The sequence below is a fragment of the Mesorhizobium sp. M0048 genome (assembly GCF_040323405.1).
Classification (GTDB): domain Bacteria; phylum Pseudomonadota; class Alphaproteobacteria; order Rhizobiales; family Rhizobiaceae; genus Mesorhizobium.
Map to the genome: position 1 here is coordinate 1 of NZ_JAMYUV010000066.1, position 17,213 is coordinate 17,213.

Consider the following 17,213-nt stretch of genomic DNA (forward strand, 5'->3'; position numbering starts at 1 on the left):
CCTCAAAAACCCACCCCCCACACCCCGCCCGGGCCCTGCGCCCCGCCCCGGCCCACCTGCCCCCCCGGCTGGCGGCCACGCGGCCGGAAGAGATTGCGGTGCTCAAGGCGCAGGTCGACATGGCCAAGGCGCAAGCCGCCGACGCCAAACGCCGTTACATCCGCGCCAGCGATCTGTTCAAACGCGGCACCGGCACGCAGGCCGACTACGACACGGCTTCCGCGACGCTGGAGACGGCCAACGCGCAGGTCGGCCAGGCGGAGGCCAATCTCGCCGTCGGCGGGCTGCCCGCACGGCCCGAGACGATCAAGGCCGCCGACAATCAGGTCAGGCAGGCGCAGTCGGCGCTGGAGCAAGCGCAATGGCGACTGTCGAAGCGCGTGCTGACGGCGCCCTCGCCCGGCCGGGTCAACGATGTCATCCGCTATCCAGGCGACACGGCCGGGCCGACCGCGCCGGTCATCTCCATACTGCCGGATGGCGCGGTGAAGCTCAGCGTCTATGTGCCGGAAAGCGCGTTCTCCTCGGTCGATGTCGGCACGCTGCTCAATGTCCATTGCGACGGTTGCGGAGCGGGCGTGAAGGCTCGCGTCAGCTACGTGTCGCCGGATCCGGAATTCACGCCGCCGGTGATCTACTCGCTCGAGACCCGGCAAAAGCTGGTCTATCTGGTCGAAGCGCGGCCGGAGGGCGACGCCAGCGCATTGCAGCCCGGGCAGATCGTCGACGTCGATCTGGCGGACATCGGAAAATGAACGTCATCGACCTGCACGGCCTGGTCAAGCGCTTCGGCGACAAGACCGTCGTCGACCATGTGACGATGACGGTGGCCGAGGGCGAGATCGTCGGCTTCCTCGGGCCGAACGGCTCAGGCAAGACGACGACCATCCGCATCATGTGCGGCTTGCTGACGCCGGATGAGGGCGAAGGCACGGTTCTGGGCTTCGACATCCGCACCGACAGCCTGCGGATCAAGCGCGAAGTCGGCTACATGACGCAGAGATTCTCGTTCTACGAAGACCTCACGATCGGCGAGAATCTCGAATTCGTGGCACGGCTTTACCGGCTGAAGCCGCTCGACGGGCATGTGGCTAAGACGCTTGAGGAGCTCGGCCTGACATCGCGCAAGAACCAGCTGGCCGGTACGCTGTCCGGCGGCTGGAAGCAGCGGCTGGCGCTGGCCGCCTGCATCATGCACAAGCCGAAACTGCTGCTGCTCGACGAGCCGACGGCGGGCGTCGATCCGAAGGCCAGACGCGAATTCTGGGACGAGATCCACCGGCTGGCGAGCGGCGGCCTGACCGTGCTGGTCTCCACCCATTACATGGACGAAGCCGAGCGCTGCCACCGCATCAGCTACATCTCCTACGGCAAGATGCTGGCCACTGGCACGGTCGAGGACGTGGTGAGGAATGCCGGGCTGACCACCTTCGTCCTGCAAGGGCCACGGCTCGATAAGGTCGCGGCCGCACTTCATGGCCGCCACGGCGTCGACCAGGTGGCGCCGTTCGGGGCGACGCTGCATGTCGTCGGTTCCGACAGGAAGGCGCTTCAGGCAGCGCTCGCCGATGTCGAGAAAGAGCACAAGGGCGTCACGGTATCGCCCGGCGAGACCAGCCTGGAGGATGTGTTCATCCAGTTCATGTCCGGTTCGAAGGACAACATGGGATGAAGAACGGGATAAACAGCATCTTTTCCTTCGCCAGGCTAGGCGCTCTGCTGATCAAGGAGTTCATCCAGATGCGGCGCGACCGCATCACCTTCGCCATGATGCTCGGCGTGCCGCTGATGCAGCTGGTGCTGTTCGGCTATGCCATCAACAACGATCCGAAGAGCCTGCCGGCAGCACTGGTGGCGATGAGCAGCGATCCTTACACGCGGGCCATGGTTTCGGCGCTGCAGACCACCGGATATTACCGCTTCGACCATGTTGCGCAAAGTGCCGCCGAAGCCGAATTCCTGATGGCGCGCGGCGATGTCGCCTTCGTCGTCACCATTCCCGCCGATTTTGCCCGACGGGTCGAGCGCGGCGACAGCCCGCAGATCCTGATCGAGGCGGATGCAACCGACCCGGCCGTCGCCAGCGGCGCCATCTCGACGCTCGGCACCGTCGCCAACCAGGCGCTGCTCAGGGCACGCGGCATGCAGGAGACGGCGGCTGAAGCTGCCCGGGGCCAGCTCCAGGTGGTAGTACACCGGCGCTACAATCCGGAAGCCGTCTCGCAGTACAACATCGTGCCCGGTCTGCTCGGCGTCATCCTGCAGATGACGATGGTGATGATGACCTCGATCGCGCTGACGCGCGAGACCGAGCGCGGCACGATGGAGAACCTTCTGGCGATGCCGTCCAGCCCGCTCGAGATCATGCTGGGCAAGGTGCTGCCCTATCTGGCGGTCGGCGCCGTGCAGGTGTTGGTGGTGCTGGCGGCCTCGAAGCTTCTGTTTGCCATACCCTTCACCGGATCTATGTCGCTGCTGCTGACGGCGGTCCTGATCTTCGTCTTGGCGCTGGTACTGCTCGGCTACACGATTTCGACGATCGCCCGCACGCAGATGCAGGCCCTGCAGCTCACCTTCTTTTTCTTCCTGCCGTCGATCATGCTGTCCGGCTTCATGTTCCCCTATCGCGGCATGCCGGACTGGGCGCAAGATTTCGGCGAAGTGCTGCCGCTGACGCATTTCCTGCGCATTATCCGCGCGGTGATGCTGAAGGGCGCCGAGCTGCCGGCAGTGGCAACGGAGATCGGCTGGCTGGTGGTGTTCGTGGCGCTATTCGCCGGCATTGCGCTGGTGCGGTTCCGCCGGACGCTGGATTAGGGTCGACGCAATCAGCTTGCGCAAATGATCGAGAATCACACGGCCTTGGCCTGGCCCGGGACCGGTGTCAATTCAGGTGCATTGAGCCCTTCGAAGGGATCACGCCAGGCATCGATTTCTTCAAGCTGCCGATACCAGCGGCCGACAGAGGGATAATCATCGAGAGGCAATCGGGCGACGTCGTTGAAGGGCAGAAACGTCGCCATTCGAAAGTCGGCGTAGGAAACCGAATTTCCGACCAGCCATTCTCGCTGGGAAAGCTCGGCATCAAGTATTGCAGCGGCGGTACTGAAGTCCCTCAGGCCCTCCTCAACCCGTGCCTGATCGATCGGGCCGAGCCCATAGCGCTGTTTGGTCCCGCGTTCGAAATGCACGACATCGCAGGCTCTTGCGAGGTTCTCTTTGCCCCAACTCAGCCACCGGATCATCTCCGGCTCATCGTCGCCGGTGCGCCAAAAATGCGAATGCGTGTCGCGTGAAAGCCGGCAGGCTATGGCATCGGCCTCCCAGAGGCTTTTTCCCAAGTCCACAAGGATGGGCAATGAAAGATTTGGATTGAGCGGCCGAAAGCGCTCGGCCTGCCCCGGAGCGAAGGGGGAGGCGAATTCAAACTCGACCTTGGCATTGAGATAACGTGCCACGGCGACCGCGAGGCGAGGATTGGGATTGCGGCTGAAGAACAGTTTCATTGATCTCAGTCCTTGAATGGGACCGGTTCGACCGGACGCAACGGAGGCTCGAGCGCCTCGAACCGGCGCATGACCTGCAACTGATTGCTATCTTAGCTGGCAGCAATGATCTCGGCATAGGTGCTGAAATCGACATTGCCGCCGGACAGCACCACGGCCACGCATTTCCCGGTAAGGTCGATCTCGCCTGACGACAGCGCGGCCAAGCCGACGCAGCCGCCAGGTTCGACCACCAGCTTCAGGCAAGCCATCGCGTCGCGCGTCGCCTGAGCCACCGCCTTGTCGGAAACGGCGATGGCGCCCGCGAGATTCTTGCGGTTGATCTCGAAAGTGATCGCACCCGGCTCGGCGACGAGAAGGGCATCGCAGATCGAGGTGTGGCCGGGCGCGTTCGACACCCTGGCGCCTTGGATCAGCGAGCGGCGTGTGTCGTCGAAATGCTCGGGTTCCACAGCCCAGACGGCGGTGTCCGGCGAGGCGTCCTTGATCGCGATCGAAATGCCGCTGCTCAACCCGCCGCCGCCGCAGGGAACCACCACCGCATCGAGGCTGACGCCAAGCGCTTTTGCTTGGCGCATCAATTCGAGGCCGATCGTGCCCTGGCCGGCGATGATGGCCGGATCGTCGTAGGGCGGCACCAGGACCATGCCCTTTTCCACGTAAGAACGGACAACGGCAGTGCGATCGTCGCGGACCCGGTCGAAGGTGATCACTTCGGCGCCCATCTTCCTGACATTGCCGACCTTCATCGCCGGCGCATCGGCAGGCATGGCGATGATGGCCTTGACGCCGAACATCGCCGCTGCGGCGGCAACGCCTTGCGCGTGATTGCCCGACGAGAAGGCGACGACGCCGCGGGCGCGTTCTTCCGCCGAGAGCGAGGAGAGCCTGTTATAGGCACCGCGGAACTTGAACGAGCCGGTGCGCTGCAACGTCTCCGGCTTGAACAGGATCCTGGCGCCGAAGCGCTTGTTCAACTCCGGCGATTCGATCAGCGGCGTTTCGACGATCAGTCCGGACAATCGCGCTGCTGCGCTGTGAATATCGGCGATGCCGGGAGGGATGGTCATGGCTGGGGTCCTGCAAGAAATGAGACCGCCTATGGTGCACGGAAAGGGAGGCCGCGCACCAATAAAAAATGTGACCGTTACAAATCGACTTGGAGGCAGGAGTGGGGCGTGACTGTCACCCACCGCCGCCTCCGCCCTCCGCTATGCATTCGTCACTTCAATCGACAAATCGTTGCCTGACCGGCATTGCCGGCCGCTCCTCATCCCAACAGCGTCTTTTTCCGTTTGGGGCCGCCCATCTTGCGCCAGGTGTTGAAGCGATGGGTGGCAGCAGCGAAGGAGATCTTCATCTGCTGAGCAACCGAATAGCGCGACTTACCCTCGTCGAACAGGCGATAGCAGCACTCGACGCCCTCCTCGGTCAACTTGCCGTCGGGAGCCTTGTTGTGTGGATTGGCGGGATCGAATTTTTCGACCTGCTGCTCGACCAGCCCTTTCAGGCGCTGCAAGTCCGCCTCGATGTTAGCGATCAGGTCGAGAACCGGCTTGGGGTCAAATGGCTGCTGTTGTTCCGGCATCTGCGGGTTCCTTTCTCTTGGTTCAGATTCGATCATATAGGTGAACGTTTGCCGATAGCAAACGATGCCTCGTTCGGTTTCGACGTCGATACTTTTGAGCAGATGAGTGGAGGGGCGCGATTGACCGAGGATGTGCGAAGCTCTAGTTTAGAACTATTCTAAACTGGGGTGAATTTCTCATGCTTTCCCGCGTTTTTGGCTTCGGCCGCCGTCCGTTTGAATCTCTCTCGGAGCAGGAGATCCTGGCGCTCGCAATCTCCTCCGAGGAGGATGACGGGCGCATCTATCGCGCCTATGCCGACGGGCTGGCGGAAAGCTTTCCGCAATCGGCCAAAGTGTTCGAGGAGATGGCGGAGGAAGAGGACGGCCATCGCGACGCGCTGATCGAGCTTTACCGCAAGCGTTTCGGCGAGCGCATACCGCTGATCCGGCGCGAGCATGTGAAGGGTTATTACGAGCGCAAGCCGGACTGGCTGGTGAGGCCGCTCGGTATCGATCATGTGCGCAGCCAAGCCGAGGCCATGGAGCGGCAGGCCTACCTGTTCTATATCGAGGCGGCCAAACGCACAGGCGATGCCTCGACGAGAAAGTTGCTCGACGATCTGGCGGTGGCCGAACAGGGCCACGAGACACTGGCGCAGCGGCTGGAGCAAAAGCATATATCGGGCGCGGTCAAGGACGAAGAGGCGGCGGCCGAGCAACGTCAGTTCATCCTGACCTACGTGCAGCCCGGGCTGGCCGGGCTGATGGATGGCTCGGTGTCGACGCTGGCGCCGATCTTTGCCGCGGCCTTTGCCACGCACGACACGTTCCAGACCTTTCTGGTCGGGCTTGCCGCCTCGATCGGCGCCGGTATCTCGATGGGATTCACCGAAGTGGCCTCCGACGACGGCAAGCTATCCGGCCGCGGCTCGCCGGTAAAACGCGGGCTGACCGTCGGCGTCATGACGACGCTGGGCGGGCTCGGGCACGCGCTGCCCTATCTCATCCCGCTTTTCTGGACGGCGACGATCGTCGCCGCGGTCGTGGTGTTCTTCGAACTTTGGACGATCGCCTTCGTACAGAACCGCTACATGCAGACGCCATTCTGGCGCGCCGCCTTCCAGGTGGTGCTGGGCGGCGCGCTGGTGTTTGCGGCAGGGGTGCTGATCGGGAATGCATAGCAGTCGCTACCCATTCACCGCCCGGCTGTCTGCTGGCGCCTCGGCGCGTTCGGTCAGGCCGTAGTCGCGCATGACATGGGCGATCCGCAAACGGTAGCCGGCAAAGATGCCGCCGCGCCCAGCCCTCTGCGCCTGCCGATGTTCCTGCGTGTTGCGCCAGGCCTTCACCGCATCCTCGTCGCGCCAGAAGGACAGCGACAGGATGCGGTTCGGATCGGCAAGGCTCTGGAAGCGCTCGATCGACAGGAAACCGTCGATGCCGTCGAGCAGTGGGCGCAGATCGGCGGCGATGCCGAGATAGGCATCGCGCATGCCCGCCGCCGGCTCGACCTCGAAGATGACGGCGATCATGGCTTCACCAAAGAAGCATGTGGCCCGGAGGCCAGTTTGAGGAAGATGCGGTCCTCCTTCAGGATAAATTTTTCCCGCCGGGCGAACTCGTAATTCGCCTTGCCGGCGGGATCGGCGGCGAGCCGGGCGCGGTAGGCTTCGTAGGCCGCAAGACTGTCGATGTTGTAGGCGGCATAAGCCGTAGTGGCCGAGCCTTCGTGCGGCGCGAAATAGCCGATCAGATCGGCGCCGCAGCGCGGGATCGCCTGCCCCCAATTGCGTGCATATTCCTCGAACGCCGCCTTGCCGAACGGATCGATCTCGTAGCGGATGAAGCAGGTGATGGTCATTTTCGCCTCCTTGGCGGTGGATGTTTTCTGGCGGTCACAGTTCGAGCCGGGTCGAAACGTTCCGAAGATCGATATGCTAGGCAAATTCGCTGGCCGGTCAGGTTTGCCAGAAGGATTTCGCGCATTCGCGGCGGACGTCTTCGGGTGTCAGGCCAAGGTCACGCAGCAGATGATCGTCGATCTCGGCGAGGTCGAGACGCTGCAAATGACGGTCGTACCACCGCTTCAGGAGCCGCAGCCGCAGGCGGCGCAAGACAATGAACGGGAACGGCCGGCGAGCAGGCGCGGCGCCGAGAATAGTCCTTGCAGGCATTGTCGTCTCCTTGATTTGCATCGAGATTAATGCTTGTCTGACGAGGATGCTTCGATGATGAACGAACCATGCGCGAAGGACCTGACATAGCCCGCATTGCCAGCCTGGTGGGCGATCCGGCGCGGGCAAACATGCTGTCCGCACTGATGGGCGGCACGGCACTGACGGCGAGTGAACTGGCACTCGAGGCCGGCGTGTCGCTTCCGACAGCGAGCTCCCATCTGTCGAAGCTGATGGAAGGCGGGCTGCTGACGCTGGCAAGCCAGGGACGGCACCGCTACTACGGCCTCGCCGGCCCGCAGGTAGCAGGCATGATTGAGGCGATCACCGGTGTTGCCGCCGCGGTCGGGCCGCAACGAGTGCGGCCTGGCCCACGCGACGCTGCCATGCGCGTGGCGCGGGTCTGCTACGACCACCTCGCCGGCGAGCAGGCGGTGGCGATGCTGGACCGTCTCGTCGCTCGACAAGTGCTCCTGCGCAATGATGAGGAGATCCGGCTTGGGCCGTCGGCCGCCTCGCATTTCGCCGCGATCGGCATCGATGTCGAGGGCAAGGCGCGGCGACCGGTGTGCCGGGCCTGCCTCGATTGGAGCGTGCGGCGTTCGCACCTCGCCGGCACGCTGGGCGCCGCCATTCTCGATAAGATCCTCGCCGAAAAATGGGCGCGGCGCGAGAAGGACAGCCGTGCAGTGATCTTCTCGCCGACAGGCAAGCAGGCATTCGAGAAGACGTTTCTCGCCTGACGGCTCGCTTCGACGCACCAGAACGGCTCGCCGTCTCCACGGAAACGCCGAACCGCTCTATCTTTTTTGTTTTGACGCAATTCCGGACAGAAAATCGTTCCACACACTTTTCCTGGAATTGCTCTAGCCGCGCTTGAGCGGCTTGGCCTGCTTGAAAAAATCCTCCCAGGGATCGGCTTGCCCAAGCCGCTTCAGCGTCGTCTTGTCGCCTATCGGAAAGGCGTTCGGCGGCAATCCGGCCTCGATTTCCGCCCAGGTCACCGGCATTGATACAGTGGCACCTTTCTTGGCGCGCGACGAATAGGGCGCGACCGTGGTCGCGCCACGGCCATTGCGCAGATAATCGACGAATATCCTGCCGGTGCGCGCCTTCTTCGACAGCGTCGCCGTGTAGCGGTCGGGTGCGGCTTGCTCGAGCGCTCGAGCGAACTCATGGGCGAAGCCTTTGACCTCATCCCAGTCCGCCGACGGCTTCAGCGGGACGAGGACATGATAGCCCTTGCCGCTCGAGGTCTTGACGAAATTAGGCAGGGACAGTTCGTCGAGCCGGCTGCGGATGTCGAGCGCCGCGGCAAGCACCGCCTTCACGTCGACACCCTCGTCGGGATCGAGATCGAAGATGATCTGGTCTGGTTTTTCCAGCTCGTCCGTGGTCGAGCCCCAGATGTGGATCTCGACGACGCCAAGTTGAACGAGGGCCACGACACCGTCGAAATCGCGGATGAACAATATCTCCTCGCCGTCGGTGGGATCCTTCATCACGGCGATCTTGTCGTGCATGCCGGCCGAGGCATGCTTCTGGAAGAACCGTTGGCCGCCAACACCGTCCGGCGCCCGCACGAGGCTGAGCGGCCGGTTGATGACGAATTGCTTCATGCGCGGCCAGACCAGCGCGTAGTGATCGACCAGATCCTGCTTCGATACGTTCTCCTCGGGCCACAGAAGCTTGTCGGGGCGGGACAGCGTAACCGAGGTTTTCGCCGTGGCCACGGGTTTGGCGGGCTTTGGCTTCGACTCTGCCGGGGCTGAGCGTGCTTTCGGTTTCTCCTGCACGACTTCCTCCGCCGGCTTGTCCTCGCGCAATCCCTGGAACGACGCGTGGCGTATTATACGGTCCGACGTCCAACTGCGAAACTCCACTTCGCCGACAAGTTCGGGCTTGACCCAGACCAGCCCCTTACCCCTTGGCACCGCCCTGTCGAAGGGCGAGGTTGTCGTCTTCAGCGCATCAAGCCTCTTCTTCAGCTCGTTGGTGCTTTTGGCCGTGAAGCCGGTGCCGACGCGGCCGGCATAGCGCAGCTTGCCGCCCTCGTGATAGCCGACCAGCAGCGAGCGCAGGCCCCGCCCGGTCTTGTCCGACGGCATGTAGCCGCCGATGACGAATTCCTGGCGCGCCGTACATTTCGACTTCACCCAGGACGGGACCCGGCCGCTGCGGTAGGGCGCATCGGCGCGCTTGGAGACGACGCCTTCGAGCCCCAGCCGGCAAGCATGCTCCAGCATGATCTTGCCGGGCTCGGCAAAGTGGTCGCTGAAGCGCACGGCCTGATCCTCGGCCTGTCCGGCGAGCAACGTGCGCAGCCTTTCCTTGCGCTCGACCAGCGGCTCGGAACGGATATCCTCACCGTTAAGACGCAGCAGGTCGAAAACGTAGTAGATGAAACGATCCGTGCGGCCTGCCGACAGATCTTGCTGCAGCAGCGAGAATGACGACACGCCATTATCCGCCAGCACGACGATTTCGCCGTCGATGATAGCATCGGTGCATTTCAGGCCGCCAAGTGCCGCGACAATTGCGCCACCGAACTTGTCGGTCCAGTCGAGGCCGGCGCGTGTCAAAAGCCGAACCTCGGTGCCGGCAAGCTGCGCCTGCATGCGATAGCCGTCGAACTTCACCTCATGCAGCCAGTCCTTGCCGGGCGGGGCGTCCCGCTCCAGCGTTGCGAGCGCCGGTTCGATGAATTCGAGCCGCCTTGCGGCGACGGCCTTCGCTTTGCTGGCGGCCGGCCTGTCGGACTGCCAGACGCTTGGCTTCTTGCCATCGGCGGTCTTGCCTTCGCCAACCTCCTCGATGGTCAGGCCGGATTTCACCGATTGCGGCGCCTCCTGCAAAATGTCCTCGCCCGGACGCGCGGCGGCATCGTCGGATTTGATCAGCAACCAGTTGTCACGCTTTTCGCCCGGACGCGGCTTCAGCCGCACCAGATGCCAGGCGCCATGCAATTTGTGGCCATGCAGTTCGAAACTGATATGGCCTTTCTTCATCGCTTTTGCCGGGTCGCCATCGGGGACCCAAGTTCCCTCGTCCCAGACAATGACCGAGCCGCCGCCATATTGGTCCTTCGGGATAGTGCCTTCAAACGGCGCATAGTCGATCGGGTGGTCCTCGACATGCACGGCGAGCCGCTTTTCGTGCGGGTCGAGGCTCGGGCCCCGCGTCACTGCCCAGCTCCACAGCACGCCGCCATGCTCGAGACGAAGGTCGTAGTGGAGCCTGGTGGCGGCATGCTTGTGGATGACGAAGATGCCACCTGGCTCGGCTTTCTTGCCGCGCGAAACCTTGCCGGCCGGTTCGGTGGTCTTCTTGAAATTGCGCTTGGCGTGATACTGCTCGAGGCTGACCATGGTCTGATCCTAAGCAGATTTGCGCCGAGCGGCTTTGGACTTGGCGCCCTTTGCCGGGCGTCCGGTCTTTGCCGGCGCACCGGCTTCCGACGAAAGGCTCTTCTTCAGTGCATCGAAGAGATTGACGACGTTGGAGGGCCGTGGTTCCGCCTTTGTCTTCGGTGCCTTCCTGCCGGCCTTCTTGGCGCGGACCAGCTCGATCAGGGCGTTTTCGTATTTGTCCTCGAATTCGGAAGGATCGAACTTCGCCTGTTTCTCATAGACGATGTGTTCGGCCAGCCTGATCATTTCGGCGTCGGTCTTCACCGGCTTGATGTCGCCGAACACCATCTCGGGCCTGCGAACCGTATCGCCATAGCGCAGGGTCGTCAGCAGCAGACCCTTGCCCAACGGCTCGATGACCACCGGACGTTCGCGGCGATAGAGCACGATACGGGCCAGCCCCGCCGTCTTCTTGGCGGCCATGGCGTCGCGGATGACGGCGAAGGCCTCTTCCGAGACCTCGTCCGCAGGCGTCACATAATAGGGCGTATCGAGATAGATCTGCTGGATCGAGGATTTTTCGATGAAACCATCGAGGCTCATCGTGTGCGAGGATTCGATCTGCACGGCTTCGATCTCCTCCTCCTCGATTTGGACGAAGTCGCCGTCGCCGATCTCGTAGCCCTTGATCTCGTCCCCTTCATCGAGCGGCTTGCCGCTGGCCGGATCGACATAGACGCGCTTGACGGTATTGCCGGTCTTGCGGTTGAGCACGCGGAACGAGACTTTCTCCGCCTGGGTCACGACATTGGTCAGTTCGACGGCGCAAGTAACCAGCGAAAGCTTGAGATATCCTCTCCAGGCGGGGCGCGGCGCCATGACAAACTCCCTGCGCGACAAGGTTCAACCGAGAACGGCGTTCAACCGAGAACGGCCAAAGCCCGTTCCGGTTCCGGCGGCGCAAAAAGGCAAGTCCGGGCTTTCGGCCCGGCCTTGCCCTGAACTCAATTCTCTATCGCTGCCCTACTCGGCGGCTTGCAGGTTGATCTTGCTTTCCGCTATCTCGGTAAGCTTGCGGTCGGTCGCCTGCTCCTCCTTGAGATTGTTGGCCAGCACATTGGCGCAGTCGCTGCGGCCCAGTTGCTTGGCCCAGGCAATCAAGGTGCCGTAACGGGTCATCTCATAATGCTCGACCGCCTGGGCCGAGGCGATCAGCGCAGCGTCGAGGACCTCCTTGTCGGCGATGTCGCCGCTGATGTCGTCGGCCTCTTCGAGAATGCCGTCGATGGCCGGGCAGTCGACCTGCTTGGCCTTCACACCGTGCAGTTCGAACACCTGCTCGACACGCTGGATATGACCCTTGGTCTGGGCGAGATGTTTCTCAAAGCCGGCTTTCAGCTGCGGATCACTCGCCTTGTCGATCATCTTCGGCAGCGATTTCTCGATCTGTTTTTCAGCGTAATAGATGTCGCGCAGCGTGTGCACGAACAGGTCATCGAGTGTTTTGATATCCTTCGAAAAGAAGCCCATGGCCTTTGCCTTTCCATTGCTCTTGCAGTTTCGGATTTTGGCTGCGGCCCAACCCGAGCACCACAGCCTGCGGAACCGGTTCGTCCCGGCACTGGGAAATCAACGTGCGGCTGACGGGCGGGTTCCTGGTTTTCCGGCCGCGTGCACGGAAATTTCGCGGTCCAGCAAAAAGCTGAAACAAAACCGCGCCTCAGCGACATTCAGGCGAAACATATGTGATGCAAAAGTCACACTGGGCGAAATGCCGACGGACTGCATGGAAACACCGCGAATCAGCCGCATTCCAGCCATGAACGAAGGCATTTTCGACCAGAGATTAACATCGCGTTCACCGACTATTCACGCCTGGACGCTATGATCCCCGCAATTCGGAAGGGACATCCGAAACGGGACAGGGACCGAGTAAAATGAGCTTCTGGAATCACATCGCCGGCTATGCTGCCGCCATCCGCGAATTCGTCGCACCGACCTATCGGCCCGAGCGCTATTACATGCGCGGCCCAGGCCCCGCCTGCGCGCGCCGTGGCAACACGCTTGGGATCAGCGTGCACTGATGATGAGCATGGAGAGCCGTCACGACAGCCGGATATGCCGGCCCGACGCCGACAATCGGTCAACGACCTATCGCGCCGAGCGCCCTGCGCTGACCGACAGACGGCGTGCGACAACGCCAAGCCTTCAGCAGTCCGGGCTTTGATCCAGCCGCCGGCAGGTCTAGTGTCGCCTGACACCAGCTGCCGGGCGTCACGTGATCGTCAAGCCGAACCATTCTCCTGAGCCGCCAGAATTCGAATCAAGTCGCCCGTTGATCGTGTTCGACGGTATTTGCGTGTTGTGCTCGGGCTTTGTGCGCATGGTGGTTAAGCTCGACCGCAAGGGCCGCTTCAATTTCGCAACGGCGCAGTCGCCCTTCGGCGAGATGCTGTTCAAGAAATCCGGGCTGCGAACGGATCGCTACGAGACCAATCTCGTCATCGTCGATGGCGCCGCTTTCACCCGCCTGGACAGTTTCGTTGCCGTCATGGCCGAACTCGGCTGGCCGTGGCGGGCGGCGCGGATCCTGCTGCTGTTGCCGCGCCCGCTTCGCGACTGGCTCTACGACCGCATCGCAAAGAACCGCTACGCTCTGTTCGGCAAGAAGGACAATTGTGAAATCCCTTCCGCCGAGGTGAGGGCAAGGTTGATCGGCTAGGCTCATTGCCGTGGCCGGGAGCGGCGCGGGGCATTTTGGGGAAACTGCGGATGAAGGTTCTTGTCGTCGGCGGCTATGGCACCTTTGGCGGTCGCACCGTCGAGCTTTTGGAGGGCGAACCGCGTCTGATCCTCTTCGTCGCCGGGCGCTCGCTTGCCAAGGCTGACGCTTATTGCAACAGGCGTGCGCCGACAGCAGCCCGGCTGCAGCCGGCCCTGTTCGACCGTGACGGCGATCTCGCCGCGCAACTCGCTGCATTTGAGCCTGATATTGTAGTCGACGCGAGCGGCCCATTCCAGGCCTATGGCGAGGGACGCTATCGCCTGATCGAAGCCTGCATCGCCCGGCGCATCAACTATCTCGATCTAGCCGACGGCTCGGATTTCGTCGCCGGCGTCTCTGCGTTCGACGAGGCGGCGCGAAATGCAGGGGTTTTCGTGCTGTCCGGCGTCTCGAGCTTTCCGGTGCTGACGGCCGCGGTTGTGCGCCGCCTGTCGTCGGACCTGACGCGGGTCGACGGCATTCGCGGCGGCATCGCGCCGTCGCCCTTTGCCGGTGTCGGCGGAAACGTCATTCACGCTATCGCCGGTTATGCCGGTCAGCCGGTGCGGCTTGTTCGCAATGGCCGTCCGGAACAAGGCCGTCCGTTCACCGAACAACTGCGCTACACCATCGCGCCGCCGGGCCGGCTGCCGCTTCGATACACGCTGTTTTCGCTTGTCGACGTTCCCGACCTGCGCGCCTTGGCCGAGCTTTGGCCGGAGGCGAGGACCATCTGGATGGGAGCCGGGCCGGTACCCGAGTTGCTGCACCGCGCCCTGATCTGCCTCGCCTGGCTGGTGCGCGCCGGATTGATCGGTTCGCTTTTGCCGCTGGCGCCGCTGATGCATCAGGCAACGAACCGGCTGCGCTGGGGCGAGCATCGCGGCGGCATGTTCGTCGAGGTGGAGGGATCTGACCGGGCGGGCGCCATCGTCAAGCGCTCGTGGCATCTCTTGGCCGAGGGCAATGATGGGCCGCTGATCCCGTCGATGGCGGTCGAAGCGCTGGTCCGCAAAGCGCTGGCCGGACATCAGCCCGCGCCGGGCGCACGGGCGGCGGTGCGCGATTTGGAGCTCCGGGATTATGAAGCGCTGTTCGCCGGCAAGACAATCTACACCGGGTTCAGGAATGAGCCCGCTGACAGGGACAAGTCGCTTTATGCCGTCTTGCTCGGCGACGCCTGGCATGGCCTGCCCCGGGAAATCCGCGCCATGCACGATTGCACAACAATGGCGGCAGGCCGCGCGCGCGTCGAACGCGGGCGCAATGTTCTTGGCCGGCTAATGGCCCGGATGGCCGCTTCCGCTTCCACGTCGAGATCTCGCATCCACTTGCCGGCATGATCGCCTGCTACCGCGGCTGGCTGGAGCCCTCCGGCCCGCACGGCTCCAGCGAGATCGTGTCGCCTGCCAGCTTAGCCAGTTCGCGGCAGTCCTGCGCCGTGCACAGCGTCCAACCCTGACCCGTAGCGCCCGACGCGGCTAGCACGAGGCGCCGCTGTGGCCCGACCTTGGGCGCATAGACCCACCAGCCGTTTCTCAGCACCGAGCCTTGCGGCGGCTCCATCCCGGCGCCCGATCCCTTGATGCGGGCCTCGACCAGCTGCAGGCCGGACGGCAGCACCTTCCAGTCTTCCTGCCACTTGGTCTTCTCCACCGAATGCACCCAGGAGAGCGTGAAGGCAGCGACCGCGAGCGCCACCGTCTTGCCGGCCGCGACGATGCAGAGGCTCATCCCGAGTTGGCCAGCGAAGCCTGCCGCGCGCGCCAGCAGTGCCAGCCGATCCAGGCAAGGGACAGCGCCCAGCCGGCCTCGTCGGTAAGCGGCAGCGCCGCAACCAGCAGCACGCCGGCGGCGAAGGCGACGAGGCGTTCCCACCAGGCCATGCGCCGGGCCAGAAATCCGACGGCAGCGGCGCCCCACAGGACTATGCCCATGCAGGCTTTGATGACGATATAGGCGACCTCGACGGGATAGCCGAACTGGGCGGCGATCGGGCCGGGGTCCTGCAGCATCAGCGCCGGGGTATAGACCGCCATGAACGGCACAACGAAGCCGGCAATGGCAAGCTTGGTGGCCTGGATGCCGATCTTGAGGCCGCTTTCCTTGGCCATGGGTGCGGCGGCGAAGGCGGCCAGCGCCACAGGCGGAGTGAGATCGGCCATGATGCCGAAATAGAAGACGAACATATGGCTGACCACCAACGGCACGCCGAGCGACAGCAGCGCCGGCCCGGCCAGCGACGAAGTGATGATGTAATTGGGAATGGTCGGTATGCCCATGCCGAGCACCAGGCAGGTGAGCATGGTCAAAAGCAGCGACAGGAACAGATTGTTCTCGCCGATCGAGATGATCCAGCCGATGAAGGTCGAGGCGATGCCGGTAAGCGTCAACGTGCCGATGACGATGCCGACAATGGCGCAGGCAATGCCGACCGGCAGCGCGTTCTTTGCTCCCTCCGCAAGGGAATCGATGCATATGCGCAGCGTCTCGCGCCCGCCCTTGAACGTGAGGCAGGCGACGACCAGCACGGCGATGACCAGGCTGAGGATGTCGACGCCGAATTTCATGAAGGAAGCCGCGGCAAGCCCGAGCGCCAGCCAGAAGACGATGCGGAAGGCGAGCGGCCCGATCGATGCTGCCAGCGGCGTGCCGAGAATAAGCACAATGGTCAACGCCAGGCCCATGGTGCCGGCGAACACCGGTGTGTAGCCGGCAAACAGCAGGTAGATCAGTGCTGCGAGCGGCAGTACCAGCGGCCAATGCTGTCTCACCGCATCCCACGGATTGGGCAGGTCGGTCCTGGCCATGCCGTGCAGTCCGGCCTTGCCTGCCTCCAGGTGCACCTGCCAGAAACAGGCGCCGAAATAGAGCAGCGCCGGAATGATCGCCGCCTTGACCACCGCGGCATAGGGGATGTTCAGGGTCTCGGCCATGATAAAGGCAACCGCTCCCATCACCGGCGGCATGATCTGGCCGCCCATCGACGAGGTCGCCTCGACGGCGCCGGCGAAAGCCGAGCGGAAACCGAAGCGCTTCATCAGCGGGATGGTGAACTGGCCGCTGGCCACCACATTGGCGACGCCGGAGCCGGAAATGGTGCCCATCAGCGCCGAGGACAGCACACAGACCTGCGCCGGGCCGCCGCGCCATGAGCCGACCAGGCCAAGCGCAAAATCGTTGAACAGCGCGATCATGCCGGCGCGTTCAAGAAAGGCGGCGAAGACGACGAAGATGAAGATGTAGGCGGCCGAGACATAGACCGGCGTGCCGTAGATGCCTTCGGTGCCATAGGCGAAGGTGTCGACGAGCTGGGCGAAATCATAGCCGCGATGGATGAAAGGCGGCGGCAGATGATTGCCGGCAAATGCGTAGGCGAGAAAGATGAAGGCAATGACGGCGAGCGGCAGCCCCATCAATCGCCGCGCCGCCTCGAAGACCAGCACGACCAGCACCGCGCCGACGATCAGGTCAGGCGTGGTGAGAAAGCCGGAGCGGCGGATGAGGTCGGCATAGAACACCCAATTGTACAGACCGATGGCGAAGCCGAGCACGCCGAGCGTCCAGAACACTGCTTTCGCCGGGACGCTTTTGGCGCGCAGATTGGCGATTAGGGCAAAGCCGAGAAGCAGCAGGAAGCCGACATGCATGGCGCGTACGACCTGGCTCGGCAGGCTGCCATAGGCGGCGATGTAGATCTGGAAGATGGAGAAGGCGATGGCGATAAAAAAAGCCGCCTTGCCGGCGATGCCTTCGCCGAAGCCCGGCGGCAATCCTTCGACAGGAGCTTCCGCTGTGGGGGAAAGAACGGTCGGGGTTGCGGTCATTGGCGGGGTTCCTGGCGGGGCG

Annotated in this window: 19 protein-coding genes and 1 pseudogene; 9 read left to right on the forward strand and 11 right to left on the reverse strand. The window is 63.2% G+C overall.

Going from position 1 to position 17,213, the window contains the following annotated elements; translation table 11 throughout:
* The 3 genes from NKJ84_RS30065 to NKJ84_RS30075 form a co-directional block, all read left to right on the forward strand.
* On the forward strand, positions 1-755 hold a 755-nt coding region (locus tag NKJ84_RS30065; RefSeq protein WP_352509475.1), incomplete at its 5' end, for an HlyD family secretion protein.
* Entirely contained in the window at positions 752-1,672 is a 921-nt protein-coding gene (locus NKJ84_RS30070) for an ABC transporter ATP-binding protein (RefSeq protein ID WP_352509476.1), read from the forward strand. The genes NKJ84_RS30065 and NKJ84_RS30070, both read left to right, overlap by 4 nt.
* A gap of 8 nt (positions 1,673-1,680) precedes the next feature.
* On the forward strand, positions 1,681-2,817 hold the full coding sequence (locus NKJ84_RS30075; RefSeq protein WP_352509497.1) for an ABC transporter permease: 1,137 nt from the start codon (positions 1,681-1,683) through the stop codon (positions 2,815-2,817).
* Positions 2,818-2,852: 35 nt separating this feature from the next.
* Here NKJ84_RS30075 and NKJ84_RS30080 read toward each other — a convergent pair whose 3' ends face one another.
* From NKJ84_RS30080 to NKJ84_RS30090, 3 genes are all read right to left on the reverse strand, one after another.
* Positions 2,853-3,506, reverse strand: a complete 654-nt coding sequence (locus tag NKJ84_RS30080) for a glutathione S-transferase family protein (protein ID WP_352509478.1) — start codon at positions 3,504-3,506, stop codon at positions 2,853-2,855.
* Between the two features lie 92 nt (positions 3,507-3,598).
* A complete protein-coding gene (locus tag NKJ84_RS30085) occupies positions 3,599-4,576 on the reverse strand; it encodes a threonine/serine dehydratase family protein (RefSeq protein ID WP_352509479.1) in 978 nt (325 codons plus the stop codon).
* Between the two features lie 200 nt (positions 4,577-4,776).
* Entirely contained in the window at positions 4,777-5,094 is a 318-nt protein-coding gene (locus tag NKJ84_RS30090; protein ID WP_352509480.1) for a hypothetical protein, read from the reverse strand.
* A 179-nt stretch (positions 5,095-5,273) separates the two neighbouring features.
* Between NKJ84_RS30090 and mbfA the strand changes: the two genes are divergently transcribed.
* Entirely contained in the window at positions 5,274-6,257 is a 984-nt protein-coding gene (gene mbfA / locus NKJ84_RS30095; protein WP_254818023.1) for an iron exporter MbfA, read from the forward strand.
* Between the two features lie 6 nt (positions 6,258-6,263).
* Here the strand turns inward: mbfA and NKJ84_RS30100 are convergent, their stop codons facing one another.
* From NKJ84_RS30100 to NKJ84_RS30110, 3 genes are all read right to left on the reverse strand, one after another.
* The gene (locus tag NKJ84_RS30100; protein WP_254818022.1) at positions 6,264-6,608 is read right to left on the reverse strand and encodes an antibiotic biosynthesis monooxygenase family protein; all 345 of its coding nucleotides are present in this window, start codon (positions 6,606-6,608) and stop codon (positions 6,264-6,266) included.
* Positions 6,605-6,937: an NIPSNAP family protein gene (locus NKJ84_RS30105; protein ID WP_352509481.1), complete on the reverse strand. Its 333-nt coding sequence runs from the start codon at positions 6,935-6,937 to the stop codon at positions 6,605-6,607. The genes NKJ84_RS30100 and NKJ84_RS30105 overlap by 4 nt, the downstream gene beginning before the upstream one ends.
* Positions 6,938-7,034: 97 nt before the next feature.
* Entirely contained in the window at positions 7,035-7,250 is a 216-nt protein-coding gene (locus tag NKJ84_RS30110) for a DUF1127 domain-containing protein (protein ID WP_254818020.1), read from the reverse strand.
* A 68-nt stretch (positions 7,251-7,318) separates the two neighbouring features.
* Here NKJ84_RS30110 and NKJ84_RS30115 point away from each other — a divergent pair, with 68 nt between their 5' ends.
* Positions 7,319-7,993, forward strand: a complete 675-nt coding sequence (locus NKJ84_RS30115; RefSeq protein WP_254818019.1) for an ArsR/SmtB family transcription factor — start codon at positions 7,319-7,321, stop codon at positions 7,991-7,993.
* A gap of 123 nt (positions 7,994-8,116) precedes the next feature.
* Here NKJ84_RS30115 and ligD read toward each other — a convergent pair whose 3' ends face one another.
* The 3 genes from ligD to NKJ84_RS30130 form a co-directional block, all read right to left on the reverse strand.
* A complete protein-coding gene (ligD, locus tag NKJ84_RS30120; protein ID WP_352509483.1) occupies positions 8,117-10,618 on the reverse strand; it encodes a DNA ligase D in 2,502 nt (833 codons plus the stop codon).
* Positions 10,619-10,627: 9 nt separating this feature from the next.
* A complete protein-coding gene (gene ku / locus NKJ84_RS30125; RefSeq protein WP_352509484.1) occupies positions 10,628-11,479 on the reverse strand; it encodes a non-homologous end joining protein Ku in 852 nt (283 codons plus the stop codon).
* 144 nt (positions 11,480-11,623) lie between these two features.
* Positions 11,624-12,130, reverse strand: a complete 507-nt coding sequence (locus NKJ84_RS30130) for a YciE/YciF ferroxidase family protein (protein WP_254818016.1) — start codon at positions 12,128-12,130, stop codon at positions 11,624-11,626.
* Positions 12,131-12,537: 407 nt separating this feature from the next.
* On the opposite strand from NKJ84_RS30130, the gene NKJ84_RS30135 reads away from it, so the two are divergent.
* From NKJ84_RS30135 to NKJ84_RS30150, 4 genes and pseudogenes are all read left to right on the forward strand, one after another.
* Complete coding sequence (locus NKJ84_RS30135; RefSeq protein ID WP_254818015.1) at positions 12,538-12,684, forward strand: hypothetical protein; 147 nt, start codon at positions 12,538-12,540, stop codon at positions 12,682-12,684.
* Between the two features lie 257 nt (positions 12,685-12,941).
* Positions 12,942-13,322, forward strand: coding sequence for a thiol-disulfide oxidoreductase DCC family protein (locus NKJ84_RS30140; RefSeq protein ID WP_352509498.1), 381 nt, complete (start codon positions 12,942-12,944; stop codon positions 13,320-13,322).
* A gap of 50 nt (positions 13,323-13,372) precedes the next feature.
* Positions 13,373-13,747: pseudogene (locus NKJ84_RS30145) on the forward strand (saccharopine dehydrogenase NADP-binding domain-containing protein); the annotation flags it as partial.
* Positions 13,748-14,583: 836 nt separating this feature from the next.
* Positions 14,584-14,826: a DUF4166 domain-containing protein gene (locus tag NKJ84_RS30150; RefSeq protein WP_352509485.1), complete on the forward strand. Its 243-nt coding sequence runs from the start codon at positions 14,584-14,586 to the stop codon at positions 14,824-14,826.
* Here the strand turns inward: NKJ84_RS30150 and NKJ84_RS30155 are convergent.
* Together NKJ84_RS30155 and NKJ84_RS30160 are read right to left on the reverse strand one after the other, a co-directional pair.
* A complete protein-coding gene (locus tag NKJ84_RS30155) occupies positions 14,715-15,098 on the reverse strand; it encodes a DUF1850 domain-containing protein (protein WP_352509486.1) in 384 nt (127 codons plus the stop codon). The two genes, NKJ84_RS30150 and NKJ84_RS30155, sit on opposite strands and share 112 nt — an antisense overlap.
* Positions 15,095-17,191 (reverse strand): TRAP transporter permease, encoded by a 2,097-nt coding sequence (locus tag NKJ84_RS30160; protein WP_352509487.1) that lies wholly within the window; start codon positions 17,189-17,191, stop codon positions 15,095-15,097. The genes NKJ84_RS30155 and NKJ84_RS30160 overlap by 4 nt, the downstream gene beginning before the upstream one ends.
* Positions 17,192-17,213: the final 22 nt, after the last annotated feature.

Bases quoted from the DNA above. Each gene is read 5' to 3' on its own strand.
- NKJ84_RS30070 (WP_352509476.1), top strand. From the start codon at position 752: ATGAACGTCATCGACCTGCACGGCCTGGTCAAGCGCTTCGGCGACAAG.
- NKJ84_RS30080 (WP_352509478.1), bottom strand. From the start codon at position 3,506: ATGAAACTGTTCTTCAGCCGCAATCCCAATCCTCGCCTCGCGGTCGCC.
- NKJ84_RS30085 (WP_352509479.1), bottom strand. From the start codon at position 4,576: ATGACCATCCCTCCCGGCATCGCCGATATTCACAGCGCAGCAGCGCGA.
- NKJ84_RS30090 (WP_352509480.1), bottom strand. From the start codon at position 5,094: ATGCCGGAACAACAGCAGCCATTTGACCCCAAGCCGGTTCTCGACCTG.
- mbfA (WP_254818023.1), top strand. From the start codon at position 5,274: ATGCTTTCCCGCGTTTTTGGCTTCGGCCGCCGTCCGTTTGAATCTCTC.
- NKJ84_RS30100 (WP_254818022.1), bottom strand. From the start codon at position 6,608: ATGATCGCCGTCATCTTCGAGGTCGAGCCGGCGGCGGGCATGCGCGAT.
- NKJ84_RS30105 (WP_352509481.1), bottom strand. From the start codon at position 6,937: ATGACCATCACCTGCTTCATCCGCTACGAGATCGATCCGTTCGGCAAG.
- NKJ84_RS30110 (WP_254818020.1), bottom strand. From the start codon at position 7,250: ATGCCTGCAAGGACTATTCTCGGCGCCGCGCCTGCTCGCCGGCCGTTC.
- NKJ84_RS30115 (WP_254818019.1), top strand. From the start codon at position 7,319: ATGCGCGAAGGACCTGACATAGCCCGCATTGCCAGCCTGGTGGGCGAT.
- ligD (WP_352509483.1), bottom strand. From the start codon at position 10,618: ATGGTCAGCCTCGAGCAGTATCACGCCAAGCGCAATTTCAAGAAGACC.
- ku (WP_352509484.1), bottom strand. From the start codon at position 11,479: ATGGCGCCGCGCCCCGCCTGGAGAGGATATCTCAAGCTTTCGCTGGTT.
- NKJ84_RS30130 (WP_254818016.1), bottom strand. From the start codon at position 12,130: ATGGGCTTCTTTTCGAAGGATATCAAAACACTCGATGACCTGTTCGTG.
- NKJ84_RS30135 (WP_254818015.1), top strand. From the start codon at position 12,538: ATGAGCTTCTGGAATCACATCGCCGGCTATGCTGCCGCCATCCGCGAA.
- NKJ84_RS30155 (WP_352509486.1), bottom strand. From the start codon at position 15,098: ATGAGCCTCTGCATCGTCGCGGCCGGCAAGACGGTGGCGCTCGCGGTC.
- NKJ84_RS30160 (WP_352509487.1), bottom strand. From the start codon at position 17,191: ATGACCGCAACCCCGACCGTTCTTTCCCCCACAGCGGAAGCTCCTGTC.